Raw genomic sequence first — 25,353 nt, forward strand, 5'->3', positions numbered from 1 at the left:
GCTTATCCCTCTCTTGTCACACGAAGTACTTCTTCTAAGGTGGTGACACCTTCCAGTACTTTAGCTAGGCCATCTTGACGGATACTTGGTGTGAATGGTCGAATATGACGTTCTACGATTTGTTCGCCAGCACCACTGTGGATCATGTCTCGCACATCTTCATCGACGATTAATAATTCATGAATACCAGTACGACCTCGATAGCCTGTGTTGTTACAGTTTTCGCAACCTTTCGGATGATAAATGACTGTCGCGTCCGCCACTCGATTAGAAGCCAATTGCTCAAGTTCGCGCTCTGTTGGCGGTGCACCTTCTCGACAATCGGGACAAAGCGTTCGTACTAATCGTTGTGCCAGTACACCCAATATACTTGACGACAATAAGAAGGGCTCTAATCCCATATCACGTAAACGAGTGACGGCGCCCACTGCGGTATTAGTATGTAAGGTAGATAATACGAGGTGACCCGTTAAACTAGCTTGAACGGCAATTTGCGCTGTTTCTAAATCACGCACCTCACCAATCATCACAACATCGGGGTCTTGACGTAAAATAGCACGTAAACCACGTGAGAAGGTCATATCAACTTTTGGATTTACTTGCGTTTGCCCAATGCCATCAAGTTGATATTCAATTGGATCTTCAACCGTTAAGATATTACGATCTTTGCTGTTAATATCCGATAGTGCGGCATATAAGGTCGTACTCTTACCCGACCCCGTAGGACCAGTAACTAAAATAATGCCGTGTGGCTTATGAATAAGTTCAGACATCTTATTACGATTATCTAACGTCATCCCCAAATGCTTTAATTCTAATTTAGCGTTATTCTTATCGAGTAAACGCATTACGACACGTTCACCAAAACTCGATGGTAAGGTTGATACACGCACGTCAACACCACGTCCACCAATTCGCAACGAGATTCGCCCATCTTGGGGAACACGCTTTTCTGCTATATCCATTTTTGACATAACTTTGATTCGTGATATTAACAATGATGCCAATTTCCGATTCGGTTTCAAAATTTCTCTTAATACACCGTCAATACGGAAGCGGATCACCAATGCACGCTCAAATGTTTCCACATGAATGTCTGAAGCACCTTCTTTAATCGCTTCACTGAGCATCGCATTGATCAGTTTAATGATCGGCGCATCATCATCGGACTCCAATAAATCTTCTTCGGTTGGTAACTCCTCAGCTAACGTAAAAAAATCAACTTCATTACCAATGTCCTGCATTAACTGTCTAGCTTCTGATGAGTCACGTTGAAACACATCTGTCAGTTTTAATTCGAATGCCTCATCATCTAACAACACCAATTGAAACGCTTGGCCAAGGTTACGGCGTACTTCAAGTACCGTACTCGGGGCAACATCGGCTTTGTGATATAACACCCAGCCCCGTTCACCTTCACTTAGCACTACACCAAATTTTTTGGCAAACGAAAAAGGCAAGCGTTCGCTTTCACTTACCTCGTCATAATCCTGAGTACTCATCTACTCAGCCTCACTTGTCGTTTTAGGCTTCGTTCTCATGTCAAATTCAACCGTTTGATCATCTTGCTCTTCCAGATATTGACGAACTGCAGGCGAAATAATACGCTCTTCATCAAATTTAGGTAACACTGGAACATCAGTAAACGGCATCAATGCGACACCTTTTTCTTGTTGTAGCAACTGATTTGCGCGCATTAAACTGTACTTACGATTGCTGATACCGCGGATCGATGCATTATCACGAATAATGGTCGGTTTAATAAAGATCATCAGATTACGTTTTGAAGTGCTTGATGATGTAGACTTGAATAAATTACCAATCCAAGGGATGTCGCCGAGCCAAGGTACCTTAGAAACACTTTCAATCACTTTCTCATCAAGTAAGCCACCAATCACGATCGTTTGCCCACTGTCCACTAAAATGGTGGTATTTACCTGACGTTTCGCAAAAGTCACATCCACCGCAGTAGAACCTAATACTTGTGATACCTCTTGCTCAATGGTTAACTGTACCGCATCACCTTCGTTGATTTGTGGCGTCACTTTTAATTTAATTCCCACTTCCCGACGCTCAATCGTCTGGAATGGGTTTTCATTACCCGACCCCGTTGAAGAGCCTGTAATAACGGGTACTTCTTCACCAACAACAAATGTGGCTTCTTGATTATCGAGTGTCATGATACTTGGCGTAGCAAGAAGGTTAGAATTAGTATCTGTAGCAGCCGCTTGAATAATCGCACCGAAGGTTTTTGACCCATTCATAACGCCCATAATCATGCCGTTCACATTACCAAGTGCTGAAGCAAGTGCTGAAGTATCACCAGAAGTTGTAGTCGTCCTCGGTGTTTCTATACCTGTTGCAGGGTCAGTATAAATCGTTGTCGTTTTTTTATCCTGTGCATCATAAATACCCTGGCCAAGTGCACCTAAAGAGACTTGCTTGCCATTATTATATTGCGTGCCACCTGCTTCCGTTGCCCACTGAACACCAAAGTCAATGCCATCACCTTCTGATATTTCGACAATAATCGCTTCGACTAATACTTGTGCACGGCGAATATCAAGCTGACTAATCACTTGCTCTAAGGTACGCATCACATCCGGTTGTGCCGTAATCACCAACGCATTGGTGTCTTCATGCGCTTCAATACCCGGCTCTGATTTTGAACTCGATTTTGATTTTGATTTAGTCGATGAACCAGACGTTCCATCCTCAATAGAGTTACTCACCCCTTTTAAAACTTCGGCAACTTCTTTAGCATTCGCGTATTTCAAATAAATAACGCGGGTATTACCTGTGCTTTCTAATTCGCTATCAAGCTGTTGGATTAATTTAGCAACACGTTGACGCGCTTTGGGATCACCACTAATCACAACCGCGTTAGTTCTATCATCAGCAACAATTTTAGGTTGTAAAATACTTGGGATCTTCGATTTCCCATCGCCTTTGTTCACACTATCAATAATACGAACCATCTCACTAGCAGATGCGTATTTAAGATGAATAATATCAACGGCCTGATCTCCCGCTTTATCTACACGGTGGACAATTTCCACTAAGCGATTAACCACGGCTGCGCGGCCTGTCAGCATTAACACATTAGACGGTTCATAATGCACTACATTACCGCCACCAGCATTATCATTTAGCTGACGTAATAACGGAGAGAGCTCACGTACCGATACGTTATGAACAGGTACAACACGCGTAACCATTTCATCACCCTGACCAGGATCGTTATCATCAACCACAGGTATGCTGGATGTTTTTGCTACTTTGCTTTTAATAACTTTAAGTACACCATTGTCCATCTTAACAACGGAATAACCATATACATCTAAGACATTAAGAAAGAACTGATAATACTGTTCTTCATTTAATAGATCGTAACTACGAACATTCACCTTGCCACGCACACTCGGATCAATGATCACTGTTTTATTTAAATTTTTACCCACAACATTAATAAATTCATTAATATCAGTGCCTTTAAAACTTGCAGAATAATCGGCAGCCATGGCCATCCCACTCAAACTCAGCAATATCCCTGAAGTTAAGCTTGTTAATTTTTTTCCAACGTTATTAAGGTTCATCTTTATCCTTAGCTACCTAAGTTACCGGCTTAAAAAGTGTGTCGCTCAATGGCTACTCTGGCATACTTAAATAAATACTGTGTAATTGCCCATCACGCTCAACTGTCAGGGACATTTCGGTCAAGTCTTTCAGTTGCGTGGCAACTTCCATTGCTTGGCGAGTATCCGTTAAATCATATCCATTTAACGATACGGCGAGATCATTTGGTTTTAAACCAACTTCTTTAAATAGTTCACGATTTTTACCTGGATTAACACGATAACCCGCTAATTTCCCATTAGTTCGAACGGGAGAAATACGTACGTAGTCGGTAATGCTGGCAGGGTTTGATAATAAGTCGTTACGTAGATTAGAAAGGTCTCTAGGTGCTTTGCTTGAACTTTCGTTATGAGACTGTCGTTCGCTTGTCTCACGAGTGAATTCTTCACCATCCAACATTAACGTTTCTAAGTTACCTCTATATTTAATGATCACACGGTCAACCAGTACCTGGTTTAACACCGCATTCGTCTCGCCAATCTCATCATCAATCCCGTACGTTTCTTGCTTACCTTTGAGCTCGATAATCGCTAATGCAAGACTTGGTTCAGTACTCGCAACAAGGCCAACTAATATTAGACGTAAGCGTGTTTTTGGTGCATCAATAGTCTGAACAGCGACAGACTCTTGATTTTCTGCTTGCTGTTTACCAAATAAATTTAAATTACGAAGTGTATTTAATTCATAACTTTTGGCTTGATCACTACCACTGCTAAATATAGGTTGCCATAATGTTGCAGATTCTGACTTTATCGGCCATAACTGCCAAGTTAACACCGCTGATTGATAACAAAATACAGCGAGTAAAAAATAGCAACAAAAGGTCGATATTTGTTTTTGAGGTAGTTTGATTATAAGCTGCTTAAGCGCATCTAAATTATCCATTTTTGTATTACCCTAATACAGCATTACTTTCAAAATAAGCTATGTTTACCAACGTTTGTGATTAACCCGAATAAAAGTCGTAAATTGAACTGACCAATATTAGCCCTCTCGCTCTATCCGTACAAGCCTTAAACACGACAAACATCAGTTAAATCATATAAATCAGATGAATCGGATAAATCATGACAGAAAATTAATATTTTTTTAATAAAAAAATATACCAGCGCTAACCTTTAAAGAATATATGAATTCTGATTATTCGCCACACTATAATTACAACACTTACAAATGAAACTATGATGAAAGAAATGTGAAATCAACGACGTGATTTAGTTAATGAAATGTGTATTCCCGCTCAATAAAAGACTCTCTTACTGCTTTATTTATCTGTTATAATCAGATCAATAAGATCGTTTATTTGGAATATGGTTACATTCAATATGTCAAAAAATACCAAACCAGATAGTGATGTGCGTTTTGATAAGTGGTTGTGGGCTGCACGGTTTTTTAAAACCCGCGCCATTGCCAGAGACATGATCCAAAGTGGTAAAGTCCGCTACAATGATCAACGCACAAAACCCAGTAAAACCGTTGAGTTGGGTGCAACAATAAAAATAAAACAAGGCTTTGATGAAAAGGAAGTGATCGTAAAGCAGCTTTCCGCACAAAGGAGAGGGGCACCAGAGGCGGCTACTTTGTATGAAGAAACACCAACTAGTGTTGAAAAGCGTGCACAAAATGATGTCGCGCGTAAACTGAATACATTGTATAACCCTAGCCCTGATAAACGTCCCGACAAGAAACAACGTCGAGAACTATTGCGGATAAAAAATCATTAACTTTAACGTCGAGAATATTATGAGCCAGAAAGATTTATTACACCGTTACCTGTTTGAAGATCACCAAGTACGTGGTGAGATTGTACAACTTGAACAAAGCTTTATTGATATTTTAGAAAACCTAAATTACCCAAGACCTGTTCAGCGCCTACTCGGTGAGTTACAAGTTGCAGCAAGTCTATTAACAGCGACATTAAAATTTAAAGGCTCTATCACGGTTCAGTTACAAGGTGACGGTCCGGTGACACTTGCAGTTATTAATGGTAACGAAGATCTTGAATTACGTGGTGTGGCTCGCTGGAATGGTTCAGTACCAGACACAAACAATGTAAAAGAATTGATTGGTAAAGGTGTGATGGTTATTACTGTCTCACCAGACAAAGGCGAACGTTATCAAGGTATCGTTGATCTTGGTGGCGAAACTTTACAAGAATGCTTAGAGCAATACTTCGAACAGTCTGAACAGCTAACAACACGTTTGTGGTTCCGTACTGGTAAAGTGGGCTATAGAAAACAAGCTGCAGGCATGATGCTACAAAAATTACCAGCATCAGACGACAAGAAAAGTTCACATGAAGATTTTGAACACCTAGTCGCATTAACAGCAACGATAAAAGATGATGAATTATTTAATCTTGATGCTGAAGATGTGCTAGTACGACTTTATCACCAAGAAAAAGTACGCTTATTCGATCCACAAACCGTGTCATTTAAATGTGGTTGTTCACATGAACGTAGTGCAACAGCACTACTTAGCGTAGCAAAAGAAGAGTTACTTGATATTATTGCTGAAAAAGGACAAATAGAGATGCACTGTGATTATTGCGGTTCGCTTTATGCCTTTAATGCGGGAGATGTAGAAGATATACATTCACCGCAAATTGGCAACCCAGTACATTAAACAAAATGTGAATAAGAGTGTAGAAAATACACCGTAGCACATCGTTTAACACTGCTAAATTTAATAATAAGGGTGCCGTTAGTGCACCCATTAAATTTAATTTGCAAACCAACTTAATTTAATCTGAAACAATAAATTAAACTCTGTACCCCCAGGAGATACCAATGACAGAAGTAAAACATAAAAATACAGTTATTGGCGCCACTATCGATCTATCGGTATATGGCATCAAGGATGTTGAAGAAATCGTATATAACCCTTCTTACGAGCTACTTTTTTCAGAAGAAACAAAAGCAGGTCTAGAAGGTTATGAAAAAGGGACTGTTACTGAATCAGGTGCAGTTGCAGTTGATACAGGTATCTTCACCGGTCGTTCACCAAAAGATAAATACATTGTTCGTGATGATACAACTCGCGATACAGTATGGTGGTCAGATCAAGGTAAAAATGATAATAAAGCCATCTCTCAAGACGTATGGAATGATCTTAAAGCACTCGTAACACAACAGCTTTCCACAAAACGTTTATTCGTTGTTGATACATACTGTGGTGCTAACGCCAATACCCGTATTAAAGTTCGTTTCATCACCGAAGTTGCATGGCAAGCGCATTTCGTTAAGAACATGTTCATCCGTCCAACCGAAGCAGAATTAGCAACTTACGAACCAGATTTCGTGGTAATGAATGGCGCTAAGTGCACAAACCCTGACTGGGAAAAGCACGGCCTAAATTCTGAAAACTTTGTTGCTTTCAATTTAACAGAGAAAATTCAACTTATCGGCGGTACTTGGTACGGCGGCGAAATGAAAAAAGGTATGTTCTCTTATATGAACTACCTATTGCCACTACAAGGTATTGCATCAATGCATTGTTCAGCAAACGTAAGTTCTGATGGTGAAACAGCAATCTTCTTTGGCTTATCTGGTACAGGTAAAACAACATTATCAACCGATCCAAAACGCCAATTAATTGGTGATGATGAACACGGTTGGGATGATGATGGCGTATTCAACTTCGAAGGTGGTTGCTACGCAAAAACAATTAAGTTAAGTGCAGAAGCGGAGCCAGAAATATTCGGCGCAATTCGTCGTGACGCATTACTTGAAAACGTAACCGTACTTGACGGTGGCGTAGTTGATTATAACGACGGTTCGAAAACAGAAAACACACGTGTTTCTTATCCTATCGAACACATTGAAAATATCGTTAAGCCAATCTCGAAAGGCGGTCACGCAAATAAAGTTATTTTCTTAAGTGCTGATGCATTTGGTGTTTTACCTCCAGTATCTAAACTAACGCCAGAACAAACTAAATATCACTTCCTATCAGGTTTTACGGCTAAATTGGCTGGTACTGAGCGTGGCATTACAGAACCAACACCAACATTCTCTGCCTGTTTCGGCGCCGCGTTCCTATCGCTTCACCCAACCAAATACGGCCAAGAGCTTGTTAAACGTATGGAAGCATCCGGCGCGCAAGCTTACCTAGTGAATACGGGTTGGAACGGCACAGGTAAACGTATTTCAATTAAAGATACACGTGCAATCATCGATGCAATTCTTGATGGTTCAATTGAAAAAGTGGAAAGTAAAACGATCCCTTACTTCAATTTAGAAGTACCAACAACACTACCAGGTTGTGATACTAAGATTCTTGATCCACGAGATACATACGAAGATGCAAATGTATGGGAAGAGAAAGCGGTAGCGCTTGCAAAACGTTTCGTGAGCAACTTTGAGAAGTTCACTGACAACGAAGAAGGCAAAGCACTACTTGCTGCAGGTCCACAACTTTAAACTTTATTTAAGTTAATGTTTATACCGATTTAAATAATGAGCAATAATGAACATAATGCCAGTATCGAGTAATCGACCTGGCATTTTTTCTACCTGCCATAACGAAAATGAGCTATTCAGCTGTGCTATTGCTATAATTTCTCTTCAATATAATTTAAGAAGGTCATAGCATTGGCTATATCAAACTTAATCACCCGAGTGGGCTGGGAAACTTTAGACAAACGCCTTAAATTTCTCTGGAAAGAAGAACGACCAAGAGTCACAAAAGTTGTGTCTTGGGCAGCTTCTCTAGGTGACCGCAGTGAAAATGCTGACTACAAAGAAAATAAACATTTACTGCGAACCATCGACCGCGAAATTCGATTTTTAGTTAAACGCCTCGAAGTATTAGAGATCGTCGATTATCGTCCACAACAAGATGGCACTGTCTATTTTGGCGCCTATGCCGAATTAGAAGATGATGATGGTAAGGTAATACAGTGCCGCATTGTCGGCCGTGACGAATTAGACCCAAAACGTAATTTCATTACAGTCGACTCTCCAATGGCAAAAGCCCTTATCGGGAAACAAGTTGATGATGAGGCGATAGTGCACACGCCTGCGGGTAGTAAAACGTGGTACATCAACAAGATCCAATACATCCCATTTACAGAATAATCATCCGTATTCATGTCATCACAAATCTATTCATTTTAAGGATCCAAAGTGTCTAAATTAGCTATTCTGATCGCGCAAGAAATTAATGCGCATGTACGCCAAGTTAACGCTGCAATTACCCTACTTGATGACGGGTCGACCGTCCCTTTTATCGCCCGCTATCGAAAAGAAGCCACTGAAGGCTTAGATGATGGTCAACTAAGAACATTAGAACAGCGCCTGACCTACTTACGTGACTTAGAAACGCGCCGTGAAACAATTTTAAAAAATATCGCCGAACAAGATAAGTTAACCCCACAGTTAACCGCCGCTATCAATAATGCTGAAACAAAAACGCGTTTAGAAGATCTCTACCTACCTTTTAAAACAAAGCGTCGAACTAAAGGACAAATAGCAATTGAAGCAGGACTAATCCCACTTGCTGAAACGCTTATTGAAAACCCACAACAACAACCTCTGCAGCTTGCGAAACAATTCACCACATCAGAGAGTAATTTTTCTGAACCAGAGCAAGTTTTAGAAGGGGCTAAATTTATTCTGATGGAAAAAGCGAGCGTTGATGCAGAACTGATTGCTAAAGTCCGTAAACAGTTACTTTCTCACGCAACGCTTGAGTCAAAAGAAAATAAAAAAACAGCCACAGAAGACAGCAAATTCAAAGATTATTTTGCCCACAGTGAGGGGATTAGCAAAGTACCATCACACCGCATGTTAGCCATGTTACGCGGCAAAAATGAAGGTGAGCTACAAATAGGTTTGAATGCAGACCCTGAATTTACCGAGAAAAATGCAACCAGCTATTGTGAAATAATCATCGCCAAACATTTGGGTATTCATTATCAAAATAAACCCGCTGACGAATGGTTAAAATCAGTCGTTCACAGCAGTTGGAAACAAAAATTACTCAGCCAATTAGAAACTGAACTTATCGGTAAAATGAAAGAATCGGCGGAAGTGGAAGCTATCAAAGTATTCGCAGCCAACCTAACTGCATTGCTCATGGCGTCGCCAGCGGGACCAAAAGTAACACTTGGACTTGATCCAGGATTACGTACAGGTTCCAAAATTGCCATCGTTGATGCAACAGGTAAATTACTCGATCACACAACCATCTATCCGCATGTACCACAAAAGCAATGGCAACAATCGCTGTCGACATTAGCGACTTTGTGCCAACGCTATAACGTTGAATTAGTCAGTATTGGTAACGGCACCGCATCTCGAGAAACAGATAAGTTAGTCGCTGAGTTAATTAAAGCGAAGCCAGAGCTTAAATTACAAAAAATCATGGTCAGTGAAGCCGGTGCATCAGTCTATTCTGCATCAGAGTTAGCAGCCAACGAATTTCCACAGCTTGATGTTTCTATTCGAGGAGCCGTATCCATTGCTCGTCGTTTACAAGACCCACTTGCCGAGTTAGTTAAAATCGACCCGAAAGCAATTGGTGTTGGTCAATATCAGCATGATGTAAACCAGACCTTGTTATCAAAGCAACTCGACATTGTCATTGAAGATTGCGTAAATAAAGTCGGGGTTGATGTTAACTTAGCATCAGCAGCCCTACTCTCTCGTGTTGCAGGATTGAACAAAACCATTGCTGAAAACATTGTTAATTATCGTAATGACAACGGTCCATTTAGTAAACGTAGTGAACTAAAGAAAGTTGCGAGATTAGGTCCTAAAGCTTTTGAACAATGTGCCGGATTCTTGCGTATATTAAACGCGAAAGACCCGCTTGATAGCTCAGCAGTTCATCCTGAGTCATATTCCATCGTGAAAGAGATTACTCAAAAGACAGGGAGAAAAATTACCGATATTATTGGTAATAGTGAAATACTGAGATCGCTTGACCCACAAGATTACACAAATACTAAAGTGGGGATACCAACGGTCATCGACATTCTGCAAGAGCTAGAGAAACCAGGTCGAGATCCAAGACCCGAATTCAAAACAGCAACATTCAAAGACGGTATTGAAAAAATAACAGATTTAGAACCAGGGATGTTATTAGAGGGTATAATCAGTAATGTGACTAACTTTGGTGCCTTTGTTGATATCGGTGTTCATCAGGATGGTTTAGTCCATATTTCTGCACTAACGAACCGTTTTGTAAAAGATCCCCATGAGATTGTGAAAGCTGGTCAAGTAGTCAAAGTTAAAGTGACAGAAATTGATATAGCCAGAAAGCGTATCGCACTCACAATGCGGTTAGATGATGACATAGTACAACGTAATACTTCAGAATCAGATAAGAACCAAACGGTTGTTAATAAAGCAAAACCATACAAGCAACCAGAATCAAAAAAACAGAATCAAACTGAAAATAGAAATACATCGTTCGGTAACAATGCCTTTGCTGACGCGTTTAAAAATGCAAAGAAACGTTAATAGTGAAATGACTATGTTATAAAATGAAATGTGGCGAACTTAGTTCGTCATTTTTTAGCTATTCTCTGCTAACAATTAATGACATAAATCGAAGATGAAAAAAAAGGTCGCCTAAGCGACCTTTCTATATATTGTTCAAACTAATCGAAATTAAGCGATTACTTTAGAAACAACACCAGCACCAACAGTACGGCCACCTTCACGGATAGCGAAGCGTAGACCTTCTTCCATCGCGATTGGGTTGATTAGCTCAACAACAAACTTAAGGTTGTCACCAGGCATAACCATTTCAACACCTTCTGGAAGCTCTACAGCACCAGTGATGTCAGTTGTACGGAAGTAGAACTGTGGACGGTAACCTTTAAAGAAAGGAGTGTGACGACCACCCTCTTCTTTAGAAAGTACGTATACTTCAGATTCAAACTTAGTATGTGGAGTGATTGAACCAGGCTTAGCTAGTACTTGACCACGTTCAACGTCTTCACGTTTAGTACCACGTAGAAGTGCACCAATGTTCTCACCAGCACGACCTTCGTCAAGCAGTTTACGGAACATTTCAACACCAGTACAAGTAGTAGTAACAGTATCACGGATACCAACGATTTCTACTGCATCACCAACGTTAACGATACCTTGCTCAACACGACCAGTTACAACAGTACCACGGCCAGAGATTGAGAATACGTCTTCGATAGGCATAATGAAAGGCATATCGATAGCACGTTCTGGATCAGGGATATATGAATCTAGCGCGTCTGCTAGTTCAATGATCTTGTCTTCGTACTCTTTTTCGCCTTCAAGAGCTTTAAGAGCAGAACCCTGGATAACTGGTAGGTCATCACCTGGGAAATCATATTCAGAAAGAAGTTCACGAACTTCCATTTCTACTAGTTCAAGTAGTTCTTCATCATCAACCATATCACATTTGTTCATGAATACGATGATGAAAGGAACGCCAACCTGACGTGAAAGCAGGATGTGCTCACGTGTTTGTGGCATAGGACCATCAGTTGCAGCAACAACTAGGATAGCGCCGTCCATTTGAGCAGCACCAGTAATCATGTTTTTAACGTAATCCGCGTGACCTGGGCAATCTACGTGTGCGTAGTGACGGTTAGGCGTATCGTATTCAACGTGAGAAGTGTTGATCGTGATACCACGTTCTCTTTCTTCAGGAGCGTTATCGATTGATGCGAAATCTTTAGCTTCACCACCGTATACTTTTGCAAGTACGTTTGTGATTGCTGCTGTTAGAGTTGTTTTACCATGGTCAACGTGACCAATTGTACCTACGTTTACGTGGGTATTACTACGTACAAATTTTTCTTTAGACACGACGTGTACCTTCTAATTATCAGTTAAGCCTTTATCTTATGATAAAGACTACCAAAGTTAAACTTTATTTCGCTTCAATAATTTTGTCAGCGATGTTTTTAGGTGCTTCATTGTATTCAAGGAATTCCATTGAATACGAAGCGCGGCCCTGTGTAGCTGAACGTAGTGCAGTTGCATAACCGAACATTTCAGACAACGGAACCTTAGCATGAATAATTTTAAGACCTGAGTGGCCATCATCCATACCATCGATCATGCCGCGACGACGGCTTACGTCACCAACAACATCACCCATCCACCCCTCAGGAGTGGTAATTTCAACTTTCATCATTGGCTCAAGCAAGGCTGGATTTGCATCCAATGCGCCTTGTCTGCAACCAAAAGAACCCGCGACCTTGAATGCCATTTCATTGGAATCAACATCGTGAAATGAACCACCGTAGAGTGTAACACGAACATCCATGATAGGATATCCAGCTAACACACCTTGATCCATCTGTTCTTTACAACCTTTTTCTACCGCTGGAATGAATTCACGAGGAACTTCACCATCAACGATTGCATCCACAAATTCAAAACCAGCACCCGCTTCAAGCGGTTCTAATTTCAGCAGAACATGGCCATATTGACCTTTCCCGCCTAATTCGCGAATGAATTTACCTTCTGCTTCAACTGAATCACGAATTGATTCACGATATGCAACCTGAGGCTTACCAACGTTGCATTCAACGTTAAACTCACGACGCATACGGTCAACAATAATGTCCAGGTGAAGTTCACCCATACCAGATATCAGAATTTGCGCTGACTCTTCGTCAGTTTCAACACGGAACGATGGATCTTCCGCCGCTAATTTACTTAGAGCGATAGCCATCTTATCTTGGTCGGCTACTGTTTTAGGCTCTACAGCAATTTGGATAACCGGTTCCGGAAAATCCATACGCTCAAGAATTACTTTATGATTAATATCACAAAGCGTATCACCAGTAGTGACGTCCTTAAGACCAATTGCCGCAGCAATATCGCCGGCACGTATTTCTTTCAATTCTTGACGATCATTGGCATGCATTTGCACAATACGACCTAAACGTTCACGCTTCTGCTTAACAGAATTATAAACGCCATCGCCCGTATTGACCACCCCAGAATACACTCGCAGGAACGTAAGCGTGCCTACGAATGGGTCTGTCGCGATCTTAAAGGCTAATGCAGCAAAGGGAGCGTCATCACTTGATGGACAAGTAATTTCGTTCTCGTTATCATCAATACCATTGATATCTTTCACTTCCGTTGGGCTAGGAAGAAATTCAACCACGGCGTCAAGTACCGCTTGTACACCTTTATTTTTAAAGGCAGAACCACAAGTCGCAAGTACGATCTCGTTGTTCAGCGTACGTTGACGTAAACCCGCTTTAATTTCTTCTTCAGATAATTCACCTTCTTCAAGGTATTTATCCATAAGCTCATCGTTAGCTTCGGCGGCAGCATCAACCAATTCTTCATGTAATTCTTCTGCACGCTCAAGTAGACCAGCAGGAATATCGCCATAACTAAATGACATACCTTGATCTGCTTCATTCCAGCTAATTGATTTCATCTTAATTAAATCAATTACGCCTTCAAACTCTTCTTCCGCACCAATGTTTAACTGGATAGGAACACAAGTCGCGCCCAGACGATTACGAATTTGGTCAATTACAGCTTCAAAATCAGCACCTGTACGATCCATCTTATTAACGAATACGATACGTGGTACTTGATATTTATTAGCTTGACGCCAAACCGTTTCAGATTGTGGTTCAACACCTGATGCACCACAAAACACGACAACTGCGCCATCAAGGACTCGTAAAGAACGTTCTACTTCAATCGTGAAGTCAACGTGTCCCGGAGTATCAATGATGTTGATACGGTGCTGCTTAAATTGCGCATCCATACCTTTCCACATTGTTGTTGTCGCAGCAGAAGTAATGGTAATACCACGCTCCTGCTCCTGTTCCATCCAATCCATAGTGGCTGCGCCATCATGAACTTCACCCATCTTATGTGAAAGACCAGTATAGAACAGAATTCGTTCTGTAGTTGTAGTTTTACCCGCATCAACGTGAGCACAAATACCAATGTTTCGGTAGAGCTCGATCGGAGTTGTACGTGCCACAATAAATCCCTTACTAGGAAACCTAGACAGAAAGTAATTGACGCAGATTTAAAATCTGCGTCCAAAAATTACCAGCGATAGTGAGCAAATGCTTTATTCGCGTCAGCCATACGGTGAACGTCTTCACGTTTCTTAACCGCAGAACCTTTGTTTTCAGCAGCGTCGAATAGCTCTCCAGCTAGACGAGCAGCCATTGATTTTTCACCACGTTTACGTGCTGCTTCAACTAACCAACGCATAGCTAGTGCATTACGACGAGAAGGACGAACTTCTACAGGCACTTGGTAAGTTGAACCACCAACACGGCGAGATTTAACCTCAACCGATGGACGAACATTGTCTAAAGCGATTTCGAAAAGCTCTAGGTGTGTTTTATCTTCACTTTTAGTAGAGATAGTTTCTAGCGCACCGTATACAATCGCTTCTGAAGTAGATTTTTTACCGTCTACCATTACGATGTTGATGAATTTTGCTAGGATTTCTGATCCGAATTTTGGATCTGCTAAAATTTCTCTTTTAGCTACGACGCGACGTCTTGGCATCTCTTATTCCTCGTTGTGCTTCAGGTATTACCCAAAACTAATAAATAGTTAACAGTTTGCTTGGCCTTACTAAACGAAGAATTATTAATTCTTAGGGCGTTTAGTACCGTATTTAGAACGACCTTTACGACGGTCACTAACACCAGCTGTATCTAACGCACCACGAACTGTATGGTAACGAACACCCGGTAAATCTTTAACACGACCACCACGGATTAGGATCACGCTGTGCTCTTGAAGGTTATGACCTTCACCACCGATGTATGAAGTTACTTCATAACCGTTAGTTAGACGAACACGTGCTACTTTACGTAGAGCCGAGTTAGGTTTTTTAGGAGTAGTAGTGTATACGCGAGTACAAACACCACGACGTTGTGGACAAGCTTCAAGAGCAGGAACGTTAGTTTTTGTAACGTTTCTTACGCGAGGCTTGCGTACTAATTGGTTAGTAGTTGCCATTTAAAATAGCTCCGTTGAGTTTTTTACGTGTGAAAAATCATCCCTAATATAGGGACGCAGAATTTTAGTCATTGAGCCTTTAGCTGTCAAGCATAAGAACAGTATTATTGAAAATAAATCAGTTTATTCACCAATAAATCGTAAATAAACTGCTTTTACAACACTACTAGATAAAAACTTACCCATAGTTTATAGGGCAACAATGAAAATTCGTACAGTTAAGCTTCTTTAATTCCAAGTCTGTACTTGTAAATGCGACACAGTAAGATCAACAAATTCTAGATAGCTAACTTGCTGACCTAGAATACATTTTAACCCTCTCGCATCCAGATCTTCAGTTAAAGTGTAAACACTTATCTTCGGTAGGAGATCTTGAAGTATTTTAGCATATTTATGCTGTGATGCCGTAATGACGACAGCATCTTGAATAAAGACCAGCGCATCACCCTCATTGAGATAAGCTAGACTGTCAATAAATGTGTTTTTTGAGAACGGCGACGATTTAATAATGTGAAGCATGATGTTATCACCAGTCAAAAATTCAAAATAATAGCATGCTGGCGTATACGCTGATTAATTTCTAGCTGTGGTAAACGTTCAGCATCGATAATCAACTCAATATCGCTTATACCTCGCTCTAGGAGCGAGTCTGCGCACACATAAATGTTTTCGATATCATATATGTCAAACAGTCCAAATGTAGGCGCAAAATCCCGACAAGCGATATCTTGAGGCTTTTGATTGCAAACTAACTGATAAACGCCATCGCCAATAAAAAAAACACTTAACTCTTCCGTTAATGCAGACGTAGCAAGGATGGCGTCTTGTGTTTCTCTGGCTAGACTGGTGCCATGAGGAACTTGACGAGTAACAAACGCGGCTCTCAACATATTTTCAACCAAATGTAGATAATTAAAACTGGATAACCCGATCAGCAGTCATAATCGACTCTGCTAATTGACCTAATCCGGTTAATTGAAATGGTAACTCAAGATTAAACTGATTCTTCCCAGTCCTCTCCGCTTCATTTTGATCAATAACACCACGCCTTAGCGCTGCACCTGAACATATATCTAAAGGAAATAGATGCTCACGAGCCATCACAAGCCAAGCATTATATAAATCAAATTCATCCGCAGCTGGAGATGTCAGTGTTGAACCATTAAGCACACCATCATTATAAAAAAATACGCGTTGAATAGTATGACCTAACTCAATCGCTGATTTAACATAATGATAGGCGCTTAAAGCATCTTGACTACCATATGCTGGACCTGTAACAAGCACAGCAATAGTGACCGATTTAGACATAAATAGGCCTAATTAAAGCGTGTAAGCGATAGCTTCAACTTCAACTAATACATCTTTCGGTAAACGGGCAACTTCAACACATGAACGTGCAGGTGCATTCTCAGGGAAATAACGTGCGTATACTTCATTGAAAGTAACAAAATCATTCATATCACTCAGGAAACATGTTGTTTTAATTACTGTATCGGCACTTGCATTCGCCGCTTTTAGTACTGCCATTAGATTTTCCATTACTAATTCAGCTTGCTCTTTGACGCCACCTTCAATAATTTCCATCGTCTCTGGCACTAATGGGATCTGTCCTGAAGTAAAAACCATATTACCAAGTTGATTAGCTTGTGAGTACGGACCAATTGCAGCAGGTGCATTCGTTGTAGAAATGATTTTTTTACTCATTGTAAGTTCCATAAATTTATCAATGCTCCCATATTCAGAGCGAGTATATTGCACTATTTATACGCATTATATTTAATAACACGCATAATAAGCAAATCTAGAGCAACGAATAGTTTAAACTTTATAGGTTTTTTTTACATAAAATTAATTTGATTAGTGCTTTCTGTCGTTTTTATTTTAAGCTAAAATTACCAATTGTGTTTAGCGGATTAGAGGATTAACGAATGTTCATATCATTAGACCATAGAACTCTCTCCCTATGCATGCAAACTTGTAAAGCCTCATAACTATTCATATGAGGCTTTTTTTTGGATAATTCTGATCATCAGGGCACAAAAATGGTAAATCCGTTATTTAGAAAACATATAGTATCTATCAATGATATGTCACGTAATGAGCTAGAACTTATTGTTAAAACTGCGGCAAAACTAAAAAAACAGCCACAGCCCGAGCTTTTAAAAAACAAAGTAATTGCGAGCTGTTTCTTTGAAGCATCAACACGAACACGATTATCATTCGAAACGGCTATCCAACGATTAGGAGGGGCTGTTATTGGCTTCGATAATGCTGGTAACACATCACTTGCGAAGAAAGGTGAAACGCTTGCCGATTCAATCAGTGTGATCTCAAGCTATGCGGATGCATTTGTGATGCGCCACCCCCAAGAAGGTGCAGCAAGACTGGCATCAGAATTTTCCAACGTTCCCGTAATTAACGGCGGAGATGGCTCTAATCAACATCCCACACAAACATTACTCGACCTATTTTCAATTTACGAAACACAAGGCAGTTTAGATAATTTAAATATCGCATTGGTGGGGGATCTTAAATACGGTCGAACAGTTCATTCTTTAGCACAAGCCCTTGCTAAGTTCAGTGGCTGCAAGTTCTATTTTATTGCACCAGATGCATTGGCGATGCCTGAATATATCTGTGATGAGCTTGATGAGCACGATATCAGCTATGCCTGTTATAACTCGATTGAAGAAGTCGTGCCTGAAATCGACGTGTTGTACATGACTCGCGTACAAAAAGAACGTTTTGATGAAACAGAGTATCAACACATGAAAGCAGGGTTTATTTTATCAGCCAGTTCATTAAAGAATGCGAAAGATAATCTAAAAGTGCTTCACCCATTACCACGTGTTGATGAAATCACTGTCGATGTGGACAAAACGCCATACGCGTATTACTTCCAGCAAGCTGAGAATGGTGTCTACGCACGTGAAGCATTACTTGCTCTTGTATTAAACGAAACAATCGAAGGATAAGATAATGAAAAGCAATCACATGCAAGTCGAAGCTATCTGTAATGGCTATGTTATCGATCACATTCCATCGGGACAAGGTGTGAAGATCCTCAGACTATTTAGTCTTACAAATACAAAGCAGCGTGTTACCGTTGGTTTTAACCTTCCAACTCATAATGGTGCGAGCAAAGATTTAATTAAAGTTGAAAACACTGAGATAACCAAGTCACAAGCGAATCAATTAGCACTGCTTGCACCAAATGCAACCATTAATATAATTGAAAATTTCGAGGTGACAGATAAGCATGCGTTAGCATTGCCAAAAGAAGTTGAAAACGTATTTCCGTGTCCAAACTCAAATTGTATTACACACGGAGAACCGGTTATTTCATCTTTTACCATTAAAATGATCAAAGGTAATATCGGTTTGAAATGTAAGTATTGTGAAAAAACTTTTTCAAAAGAAATTGTAACAGAACAAGTTTAACTTAATACAGAGCTGTTTCTCACTGATACAGCTCTGTTATAAACGCTTTATAGTATTATTTTGTTTTCACATCAAAACACGCTTCTAATTCCGCTTTAATTTCCTTAAACCCTTTTTTACGTAATAATTCAACATTACGTTCAGGGATTTCCTCTGGGTTCGGGAATACTCTCAATACGCGCGCCATCTCATCTTCACGAATAATGTGCAGTATTGGATAAGGTGAGCGATTAGTAAAGTTAGCAGCATCTTGCATTGTCGTGTCATCAAAACGATACTTAGGGTGCATATGCGCTAATTGATAAACACCTTCATAATCCTGTATTTCCAATAAATCGTTCGCATAATCAATTAAGTCCAGGAAATCATCAAAGTTGCTGCTCAATTTAGGAATAACAACTAATGTTGTAGCTATCTCTTCATTGGTATCTAAACGAATAAACTCAGCATTAACACATTCTAATAACTCAGTTAAATCAGTCCCATCAAGTACTGCACAATGAATTGTTTTTCGCTCTAATTCTTTTTTCGCAAAAGGACAAAGATTGTATTTCACAATAATATCTTTCACCCATTTTAGCGTCTGTAACTTAATTATCTCATGGTTATCAGTCATACAAGGATCCTAAATATATGAATTTAATTCGTTAACCACAAAATTAGTGATTTAACCTAAAGTGATGAAAGTATATTTGATTACATTTTAACTTTAACAGTTAATAATTTACAGATATAAAAAAAGCCGATATCAATGATATCGGCTTTTTTCGTTCAAGACAGTGTCTTAAATCTAATTTAGCGTTTGGCGATGCCCTACTCTCACATGGGGAAGCCCCACACTACCATCGGCGTTATTACGTTTCACTACTGAGTTCGGAATGGGATCAGGTGGTACCGCAACACTATGGTCACCAAACAAATTTTTCGAGTCTTACGAATCATCTGCTCTTGTTTAAGACTAAGTCTTAAACAATATCTACTCAGACTAAGTCTAAATAAATTGTAATTGGCGCTTGGCGATGCCCTACTCTCACATGGGGAAGCCCCACACTACCATCGGCGTTATTACGTTTCACTACTGAGTTCGGAATGGGATCAGGTGGTACCGCAACACTATGGTCACCAAGCAAATTTGGTTTGCTTTCAAGTTGTATCTTTAAAATCTGAAAAGCTATAAATAAAGAAGTCTTTAAAACATAAAGTGTTCTGTCTATTCTTAAGTCGTATTTCAATTAATCATACTTTAATTTGTATGGTTAAGCCTCACGGGTAATTAGTACAAGTTAGCTCAATGCCTCACAGCACTTACACACCTTGCCTATCAACGTTGTAGTCTCCAACGGCCCTTCAGGGAGCTTAAAGCTCCAGTGAGAACTCATCTCGAGGCCTGCTTCCCGCTTAGATGCTTTCAGCGGTTATCAGTTCCGAACTTAGCTACCGGGCAATGCTATTGGCATAACAACCCGAACACCAGTGGTTCGTCCACTCCGGTCCTCTCGTACTAGGAGCAGCTCCTCTCAATTCTCAAACGCCCACGGCAGATAGGGACCGAACTGTCTCACGACGTTCTAAACCCAGCTCGCGTACCACTTTAAATGGCGAACAGCCATACCCTTGGGACCAACTTCAGCCCCAGGATGTGATGAGCCGACATCGAGGTGCCAAACACCGCCGTCGATATGAACTCTTGGGCGGTATCAGCCTGTTATCCCCGGAGTACCTTTTATCCGTTGAGCGATGGCCCTTCCATTCAGAACCACCGGATCACTAAGACCTACTTTCGTACCTGCTCGACGTGTCTGTCTCGCAGTTAAGCTGGCTTATGCCTTTGCACTAACCACATGATGTCCAACCATGTTTAGCCAACCTTCGTGCTCCTCCGTTACTCTTTGGGAGGAGACCGCCCCAGTCAAACTACCCACCAGACACTGTCCGCAACCCCGATAAGGGGCCTACGTTAGAACATCAAACGTACAAGGGTGGTATTTCAAGGTTGACTCCACATCATCTAGCGACAATGCTTCAACGTCTCCCACCTATCCTACACATGTAGGTTCAATGTTCAGTGCCAAGCTATAGTAAAGGTTCACGGGGTCTTTCCGTCTAGCCGCGGGTACACTGCATCTTAACAGCGATTTCAATTTCACTGAGTCTCGGGTGGAGACAGCGTGGCCATCATTACGCCATTCGTGCAGGTCGGAACTTACCCGACAAGGAATTTCGCTACCTTAGGACCGTTATAGTTACGGCCGCCGTTTACCGGGGCTTCGATCATGAGCTTCGACCTAAGTCTAACCCAATCAATTAACCTTCCGGCACCGGGCAGGCGTCACACCGTATACGTCATCTTTCGATTTTGCACAGTGCTGTGTTTTTAATAAACAGTTGCAGCCACCATTTCTCTGCGACCAACAATAGCTTACGGAGCAAGTCCTTCACCATCATTGGCGTACCTTCTCCCGAAGTTACGGTACCATTTTGCCTAGTTCCTTCACCCGAGTTCTCTCAAGCGCCTTAGTATTCTCTACCTAACCACCTGTGTCGGTTTGGGGTACGATTCTCTTATATCTGAAGCTTAGAGGTTTTTCCTGGAAGCCGGGTATCAACTACTTCATCTCCGTAGAGACTCGTCATCAGTTCTCAGCCTTAATGTGCGCCCGGATTTACCTAAGCACACAGCCTACAACCTTAAACATGGACAACCATCGCCATGCTAGCCTAACCTTCTCCGTCACCCCATCGCAATATAAGTGAGTACAGGAATATTAACCTGTTTCCCATCGACTACGCCTTTCGGCCTCGCCTTAGGGGTCGACTCACCCTGCCCCGATTAACGTTGGACAGGAACCCTTGGTCTTTCGGCGTGGAGGTTTTTCACCCCCATTATCGTTACTCATGTCAACATTCGCACTTCTGATACCTCCAGCAAGCTTCTCAACTCACCTTCGACGGCTTACAGAACGCTCCTCTACCATGCAAAGAACAAGTCTTTGCATCCGTAGCTTCGGTGGTATGTTTAGCCCCGTTAAATCTTCCGCGCAGACCGACTCGACCAGTGAGCTATTACGCTTTCTTTAAAAGATGGCTGCTTCTAAGCCAACTTCCTGGCTGTCTGAGCCTTTCCACATCGTTTCCCACTTAACATACACTTTGGGACCTTAGCTGACGGTCTGGGTTGTTTCCCTTTCCACGACGGACGTTAGCACCCGCCGTGTGTCTCCCGCGATTGAACTTATTGGTATTCGGAGTTTGCAAAGGGTTGGTAAGTCGGGATGACCCCCTAGCCTTAACAGTGCTCTACCCCCAATAGTTAGACGCGAGGCGCTACCTAAATAGCTTTCGAGGAGAACCAGCTATCTCCCGGTTTGATTGGCCTTTCACCCCCAGCCACAAGTCATCCGCTAATTTTTCAACATTAGTCGGTTCGGTCCTCCAGTTGATGTTACTCAACCTTCAACCTGCCCATGGCTAGATCACCGGGTTTCGGGTCTAATCCCAGCAACTATTCGCGCAGTTAACACTCGGTTTCCCTACGGCTCCGCTATTCGCTTAACCTTGCTACTGAAATTAAGTCGTTGACCCATTATACAAAAGGTACGCAGTCACAGAACAAGTCTGCTCCCACTGCTTGTACGTATACGGTTTCAGGTTCTATTTCACTCCCCTCACAGGGGTTCTTTTCGCCTTTCCCTCACGGTACTGGTTCACTATCGGTCAGTCAGTAGTATTTAGCCTTGGAAGATGGTCCTCCCATATTCAAACAGCATATCACGTGTGCCGTCCTACTCGATTTCACAGTAAGGTCGTTTTCATGTACGGGACTATCACCCTGTATCGTGAAACTTTCCAGAATCTTCCACTAACTTCCAAACTGCTTAAGGGCTAGACCCCGTTCGCTCGCCGCTACTAAGGGTATCTCTATTGATTTCTTTTCCTCGGGGTACTTAGATGTTTCAGTTCTCCCGGTTCGCTTCGTAACGCTATGTATTCACGTTACGATACTCTACAAAGTAGAGTGGGTTCCCCCATTCGGAAATCTGTGGATTAACGCTTTTTATCAACTCCCCACAGCTTAACGCAGATTAACACGTCCTTCATCGCCTCTGACTGCCTAGGCATCCACCGTATACGCTTAGTCACTTAACCATACAATCTAAAGTCGACCGTACAATTGAAATAACTAGGTATTATCTAGTTTTTTTCGCCTCAAGAATACTCAAGAACACTATATTGTTATTGCCGAAGCAATAACGTGTTTTAAGAACTTCTTTATTTATTCAGCTTTCCAAATTTTTAAAGAGCATTTGCTAAAAAGCAAAGATAAGCATTAACTGCTTAGCTTTGATTTTTAATCAGAAAGAAAAGTGGTATCCCGTACGAGATTTGAACTCGTGTTACCGCCGTGAAAGGGCGGTGTCCTAGGCCTCTAGACGAACGGGACACTATTTACTTTCTACGTTTGGATTTCATCCCAAACGTTGTCTTATTTTCATAAGACTGTCTTTAACGTTTCTATTCAAGCAATTTGTGTGGGCACTTACAAAAACTAACAACTTTACGTAAGGAGGTGATCCAGCCCCAGGTTCCCCTAGGGCTACCTTGTTACGACTTCACCCCAGTCATGAACCACACCGTGGTCATCGCCCTCCCGAAGGTTAAGCTAATGACTTCTGGTGCAGCCCACTCCCATGGTGTGACGGGCGGTGTGTACAAGGCCCGGGAACGTATTCACCGTGACATTCTGATTCACGATTACTAGCGATTCCGACTTCATGGGGTCGAGTTGCAGACCCCAATCCGGACTACGACGCACTTTATGGGATTCGCTTACCATTGCTGGTTTGCAGCCCTTTGTATGCGCCATTGTAGCACGTGTGTAGCCCTACTCGTAAGGGCCATGATGACTTGACGTCGTCCCCACCTTCCTCCGGTTTATCACCGGCAGTCTCCTTAGAGTTCCCACCATTACGTGCTGGCAAATAAGGATAAGGGTTGCGCTCGTTGCGGGACTTAACCCAACATTTCACAACACGAGCTGACGACAGCCATGCAGCACCTGTCTCATAGTTCCCGAAGGCACCAATTCATCTCTGAAAAGTTCTATGGATGTCAAGAGTAGGTAAGGTTCTTCGCGTTGCATCGAATTAAACCACATGCTCCACCGCTTGTGCGGGCCCCCGTCAATTCATTTGAGTTTTAACCTTGCGGCCGTACTCCCCAGGCGGTCTACTTAATGCGTTAGCTTAAGAGCCCAGTTCTCAAGGAACCAAACTCCGAGTAGACATCGTTTACGGCGTGGACTACCGGGGTATCTAATCCCGTTTGCTACCCACGCTTTCGCATCTGAGCGTCAGTTACTTGCCAGGTGGCCGCCTTCGCCACTGGTATTCCTTCAGATCTCTACGCATTTCACCGCTACACCTGAAATTCTACCACCCTCTCAAGAACTCTAGTTTGCCAGTTCGAAATGCAGTTCCCAGGTTGAGCCCGGGGCTTTCACATCTCGCTTAACAAACCGCCTGCATGCGCTTTACGCCCAGTAATTCCGATTAACGCTTGCACCCTCCGTATTACCGCGGCTGCTGGCACGGAGTTAGCCGGTGCTTCTTCTGCGAGTAACGTCACAGTAGTAAAGTATTAATTTACTACCTTTCCTCCTCGCTGAAAGTACTTTACAACCCTAAGGCCTTCTTCATACACGCGGTATGGCTGCATCAGGGTTTCCCCCATTGTGCAATATTCCCCACTGCTGCCTCCCGTAGGAGTCTGGACCGTGTCTCAGTTCCAGTGTGGCTGATCATCCTCTCAGACCAGCTAGGGATCGTCGCCTTGGTGAGCTCTTACCTCACCAACAAGCTAATCCCACTTGGGCTCATCTAGTCGCGAGAGCTTTCAAGAAGAGGCCCCCTTTCACCCGTAGGTCGTATGCGGTATTAGCAGTCGTTTCCAACTGTTGTCCCCCTCGACTAGGCAGATTCCCAAGCATTACTCACCCGTCCGCCGCTCGACGCCAGAATAGCAAGCTATTCTTCGTTTCCGCTCGACTTGCATGTGTTAAGCCTACCGCCAGCGTTCAATCTGAGCCATGATCAAACTCTTCAATTAAAAGTTTTTGACTAATCGCCTAAGCGATTAAGTCGGCTCAATGAATTCTGTACTTCAACAACAAACCGAAGTTTGTTGTTTATAAAACCAAATCTTTCGATTTAATTTAATGTTCACAATTACATTGATATAATTTTTGGTCATTATATCTCTGCAAGTGCTCACACAGATTGCTTGAATAAATTGTTAAAGAGCATTGGCGTGTTAA

Annotated in this window: 19 protein-coding genes, 1 tRNA gene and 4 rRNA genes; 7 read left to right on the top strand and 17 right to left on the bottom strand. The window is 41.8% G+C overall.

Features of this window, described 5'->3' with window-relative positions:
• Window positions 1-2: 2 nt before the first annotated feature.
• From gspE to gspC, 3 genes are read right to left on the bottom strand one after another with little or no spacing between them, the layout of a single operon-like run.
• Window positions 3-1,502, bottom strand: a complete 1,500-nt coding sequence (gene gspE / locus HWV01_RS20745; RefSeq protein ID WP_211673298.1) for a type II secretion system ATPase GspE — start codon at window positions 1,500-1,502, stop codon at window positions 3-5.
• On the bottom strand, window positions 1,503-3,596 hold the full coding sequence (gspD, locus tag HWV01_RS20750; protein ID WP_211673299.1) for a type II secretion system secretin GspD: 2,094 nt from the start codon (window positions 3,594-3,596) through the stop codon (window positions 1,503-1,505).
• A gap of 52 nt (window positions 3,597-3,648) precedes the next feature.
• On the bottom strand, window positions 3,649-4,521 hold the full coding sequence (gene gspC, locus HWV01_RS20755) for a type II secretion system protein GspC (RefSeq protein ID WP_211673300.1): 873 nt from the start codon (window positions 4,519-4,521) through the stop codon (window positions 3,649-3,651).
• Window positions 4,522-4,946: 425 nt separating this feature from the next.
• Between gspC and hslR the strand changes: the two genes are divergently transcribed.
• The 5 genes from hslR to HWV01_RS20780 all read left to right on the top strand — a co-directional run bounded on the left by hslR (window position 4,947) and on the right by HWV01_RS20780 (window position 11,102).
• On the top strand, window positions 4,947-5,360 hold the full coding sequence (gene hslR, locus HWV01_RS20760) for a ribosome-associated heat shock protein Hsp15 (protein WP_211673301.1): 414 nt from the start codon (window positions 4,947-4,949) through the stop codon (window positions 5,358-5,360).
• A 19-nt stretch (window positions 5,361-5,379) separates the two neighbouring features.
• Window positions 5,380-6,261 carry an Hsp33 family molecular chaperone HslO gene (gene hslO, locus HWV01_RS20765; RefSeq protein ID WP_211673302.1) on the top strand — a complete coding sequence of 294 codons (882 nt, stop codon included), beginning with the start codon at window positions 5,380-5,382 and terminating at the stop codon, window positions 6,259-6,261.
• Window positions 6,262-6,425: 164 nt separating this feature from the next.
• On the top strand, window positions 6,426-8,057 hold the full coding sequence (pckA, locus tag HWV01_RS20770; RefSeq protein ID WP_211673303.1) for a phosphoenolpyruvate carboxykinase (ATP): 1,632 nt from the start codon (window positions 6,426-6,428) through the stop codon (window positions 8,055-8,057).
• Window positions 8,058-8,228: 171 nt separating this feature from the next.
• A complete protein-coding gene (greB, locus tag HWV01_RS20775) occupies window positions 8,229-8,714 on the top strand; it encodes a transcription elongation factor GreB (protein ID WP_211673304.1) in 486 nt (161 codons plus the stop codon).
• A gap of 48 nt (window positions 8,715-8,762) precedes the next feature.
• Complete coding sequence (locus tag HWV01_RS20780; RefSeq protein WP_211673305.1) at window positions 8,763-11,102, top strand: Tex family protein; 2,340 nt, start codon at window positions 8,763-8,765, stop codon at window positions 11,100-11,102.
• Between the two features lie 150 nt (window positions 11,103-11,252).
• Here the strand turns inward: HWV01_RS20780 and tuf are convergent, their stop codons facing one another.
• From tuf to HWV01_RS20820, 8 genes are all read right to left on the bottom strand, one after another.
• Window positions 11,253-12,437 carry an elongation factor Tu gene (tuf, locus tag HWV01_RS20785; RefSeq protein ID WP_211673306.1) on the bottom strand — a complete coding sequence of 395 codons (1,185 nt, stop codon included), beginning with the start codon at window positions 12,435-12,437 and terminating at the stop codon, window positions 11,253-11,255.
• Between the two features lie 64 nt (window positions 12,438-12,501).
• A complete protein-coding gene (gene fusA / locus HWV01_RS20790; RefSeq protein WP_211673307.1) occupies window positions 12,502-14,595 on the bottom strand; it encodes an elongation factor G in 2,094 nt (697 codons plus the stop codon).
• Between the two features lie 68 nt (window positions 14,596-14,663).
• A complete protein-coding gene (gene rpsG / locus HWV01_RS20795) occupies window positions 14,664-15,137 on the bottom strand; it encodes a 30S ribosomal protein S7 (RefSeq protein ID WP_017223615.1) in 474 nt (157 codons plus the stop codon).
• A gap of 84 nt (window positions 15,138-15,221) precedes the next feature.
• Window positions 15,222-15,596: a 30S ribosomal protein S12 gene (rpsL, locus tag HWV01_RS20800; protein ID WP_006033662.1), complete on the bottom strand. Its 375-nt coding sequence runs from the start codon at window positions 15,594-15,596 to the stop codon at window positions 15,222-15,224.
• Between the two features lie 228 nt (window positions 15,597-15,824).
• Window positions 15,825-16,115, bottom strand: a complete 291-nt coding sequence (gene tusB, locus HWV01_RS20805) for a sulfurtransferase complex subunit TusB (protein WP_211673308.1) — start codon at window positions 16,113-16,115, stop codon at window positions 15,825-15,827.
• A gap of 14 nt (window positions 16,116-16,129) precedes the next feature.
• A complete protein-coding gene (gene tusC / locus HWV01_RS20810; RefSeq protein ID WP_211673309.1) occupies window positions 16,130-16,486 on the bottom strand; it encodes a sulfurtransferase complex subunit TusC in 357 nt (118 codons plus the stop codon).
• A 22-nt stretch (window positions 16,487-16,508) separates the two neighbouring features.
• Window positions 16,509-16,907, bottom strand: a complete 399-nt coding sequence (tusD, locus tag HWV01_RS20815; protein ID WP_211673310.1) for a sulfurtransferase complex subunit TusD — start codon at window positions 16,905-16,907, stop codon at window positions 16,509-16,511.
• A 12-nt stretch (window positions 16,908-16,919) separates the two neighbouring features.
• Window positions 16,920-17,303, bottom strand: a complete 384-nt coding sequence (locus HWV01_RS20820) for a RidA family protein (protein WP_211673311.1) — start codon at window positions 17,301-17,303, stop codon at window positions 16,920-16,922.
• Between the two features lie 338 nt (window positions 17,304-17,641).
• On the opposite strand from HWV01_RS20820, the gene pyrB reads away from it, so the two are divergent.
• Both pyrB and pyrI read left to right on the top strand, forming a co-directional pair.
• Window positions 17,642-18,574, top strand: a complete 933-nt coding sequence (gene pyrB / locus HWV01_RS20825; protein WP_211675932.1) for an aspartate carbamoyltransferase — start codon at window positions 17,642-17,644, stop codon at window positions 18,572-18,574.
• Between the two features lie 4 nt (window positions 18,575-18,578).
• Entirely contained in the window at window positions 18,579-19,040 is a 462-nt protein-coding gene (gene pyrI, locus HWV01_RS20830; RefSeq protein ID WP_211673312.1) for an aspartate carbamoyltransferase regulatory subunit, read from the top strand.
• Window positions 19,041-19,095: 55 nt separating this feature from the next.
• On the opposite strand, the gene HWV01_RS20835 is transcribed toward pyrI, so the two are convergent.
• The 6 genes from HWV01_RS20835 to HWV01_RS20860 form a co-directional block, all read right to left on the bottom strand.
• Complete coding sequence (locus HWV01_RS20835) at window positions 19,096-19,656, bottom strand: DUF1415 domain-containing protein (RefSeq protein WP_211673313.1); 561 nt, start codon at window positions 19,654-19,656, stop codon at window positions 19,096-19,098.
• A gap of 184 nt (window positions 19,657-19,840) precedes the next feature.
• Window positions 19,841-19,956, bottom strand: a 5S ribosomal RNA gene (rrf, locus tag HWV01_RS20840).
• A gap of 95 nt (window positions 19,957-20,051) precedes the next feature.
• Window positions 20,052-20,167 (bottom strand): 5S ribosomal RNA (gene rrf, locus HWV01_RS20845).
• A gap of 125 nt (window positions 20,168-20,292) precedes the next feature.
• A 23S ribosomal RNA gene (locus HWV01_RS20850) occupies window positions 20,293-23,186 on the bottom strand.
• Window positions 23,187-23,405: 219 nt separating this feature from the next.
• A tRNA-Glu gene (locus HWV01_RS20855) sits at window positions 23,406-23,481 on the bottom strand.
• Window positions 23,482-23,600: 119 nt separating this feature from the next.
• A 16S ribosomal RNA gene (locus HWV01_RS20860) occupies window positions 23,601-25,145 on the bottom strand.
• The 16S, 23S and 5S rRNA genes sit together here with 1 tRNA gene alongside, the layout of an rRNA operon.
• Between the last annotated feature and the right edge of the window lie 208 nt (window positions 25,146-25,353).

Source organism: Moritella sp. 5, assembly GCF_018219455.1.
In the GTDB taxonomy this organism is placed as follows: domain Bacteria; phylum Pseudomonadota; class Gammaproteobacteria; order Enterobacterales; family Moritellaceae; genus Moritella.

Excerpts from the sequence above, each read along its gene's own strand:
- hslR (WP_211673301.1), top strand. The coding sequence starts at position 4,947 with ATGGTTACATTCAATATGTCAAAAAATACCAAACCAGATAGTGATGTG.
- pyrB (WP_211675932.1), top strand. The coding sequence starts at position 17,642 with ATGGTAAATCCGTTATTTAGAAAACATATAGTATCTATCAATGATATG.
- tusC (WP_211673309.1), bottom strand. The coding sequence starts at position 16,486 with ATGTTGAGAGCCGCGTTTGTTACTCGTCAAGTTCCTCATGGCACCAGT.
- rpsG (WP_017223615.1), bottom strand. The coding sequence starts at position 15,137 with ATGCCAAGACGTCGCGTCGTAGCTAAAAGAGAAATTTTAGCAGATCCA.
- HWV01_RS20835 (WP_211673313.1), bottom strand. The coding sequence starts at position 19,656 with ATGACTGATAACCATGAGATAATTAAGTTACAGACGCTAAAATGGGTG.
- tusB (WP_211673308.1), bottom strand. The coding sequence starts at position 16,115 with ATGCTTCACATTATTAAATCGTCGCCGTTCTCAAAAAACACATTTATT.
- pyrI (WP_211673312.1), top strand. The coding sequence starts at position 18,579 with ATGAAAAGCAATCACATGCAAGTCGAAGCTATCTGTAATGGCTATGTT.
- gspE (WP_211673298.1), bottom strand. The coding sequence starts at position 1,502 with ATGAGTACTCAGGATTATGACGAGGTAAGTGAAAGCGAACGCTTGCCT.
- pckA (WP_211673303.1), top strand. The coding sequence starts at position 6,426 with ATGACAGAAGTAAAACATAAAAATACAGTTATTGGCGCCACTATCGAT.
- HWV01_RS20820 (WP_211673311.1), bottom strand. The coding sequence starts at position 17,303 with ATGAGTAAAAAAATCATTTCTACAACGAATGCACCTGCTGCAATTGGT.
- gspD (WP_211673299.1), bottom strand. The coding sequence starts at position 3,596 with ATGAACCTTAATAACGTTGGAAAAAAATTAACAAGCTTAACTTCAGGG.
- tusD (WP_211673310.1), bottom strand. The coding sequence starts at position 16,907 with ATGTCTAAATCGGTCACTATTGCTGTGCTTGTTACAGGTCCAGCATAT.
- hslO (WP_211673302.1), top strand. The coding sequence starts at position 5,380 with ATGAGCCAGAAAGATTTATTACACCGTTACCTGTTTGAAGATCACCAA.
- rpsL (WP_006033662.1), bottom strand. The coding sequence starts at position 15,596 with ATGGCAACTACTAACCAATTAGTACGCAAGCCTCGCGTAAGAAACGTT.
- gspC (WP_211673300.1), bottom strand. The coding sequence starts at position 4,521 with ATGGATAATTTAGATGCGCTTAAGCAGCTTATAATCAAACTACCTCAA.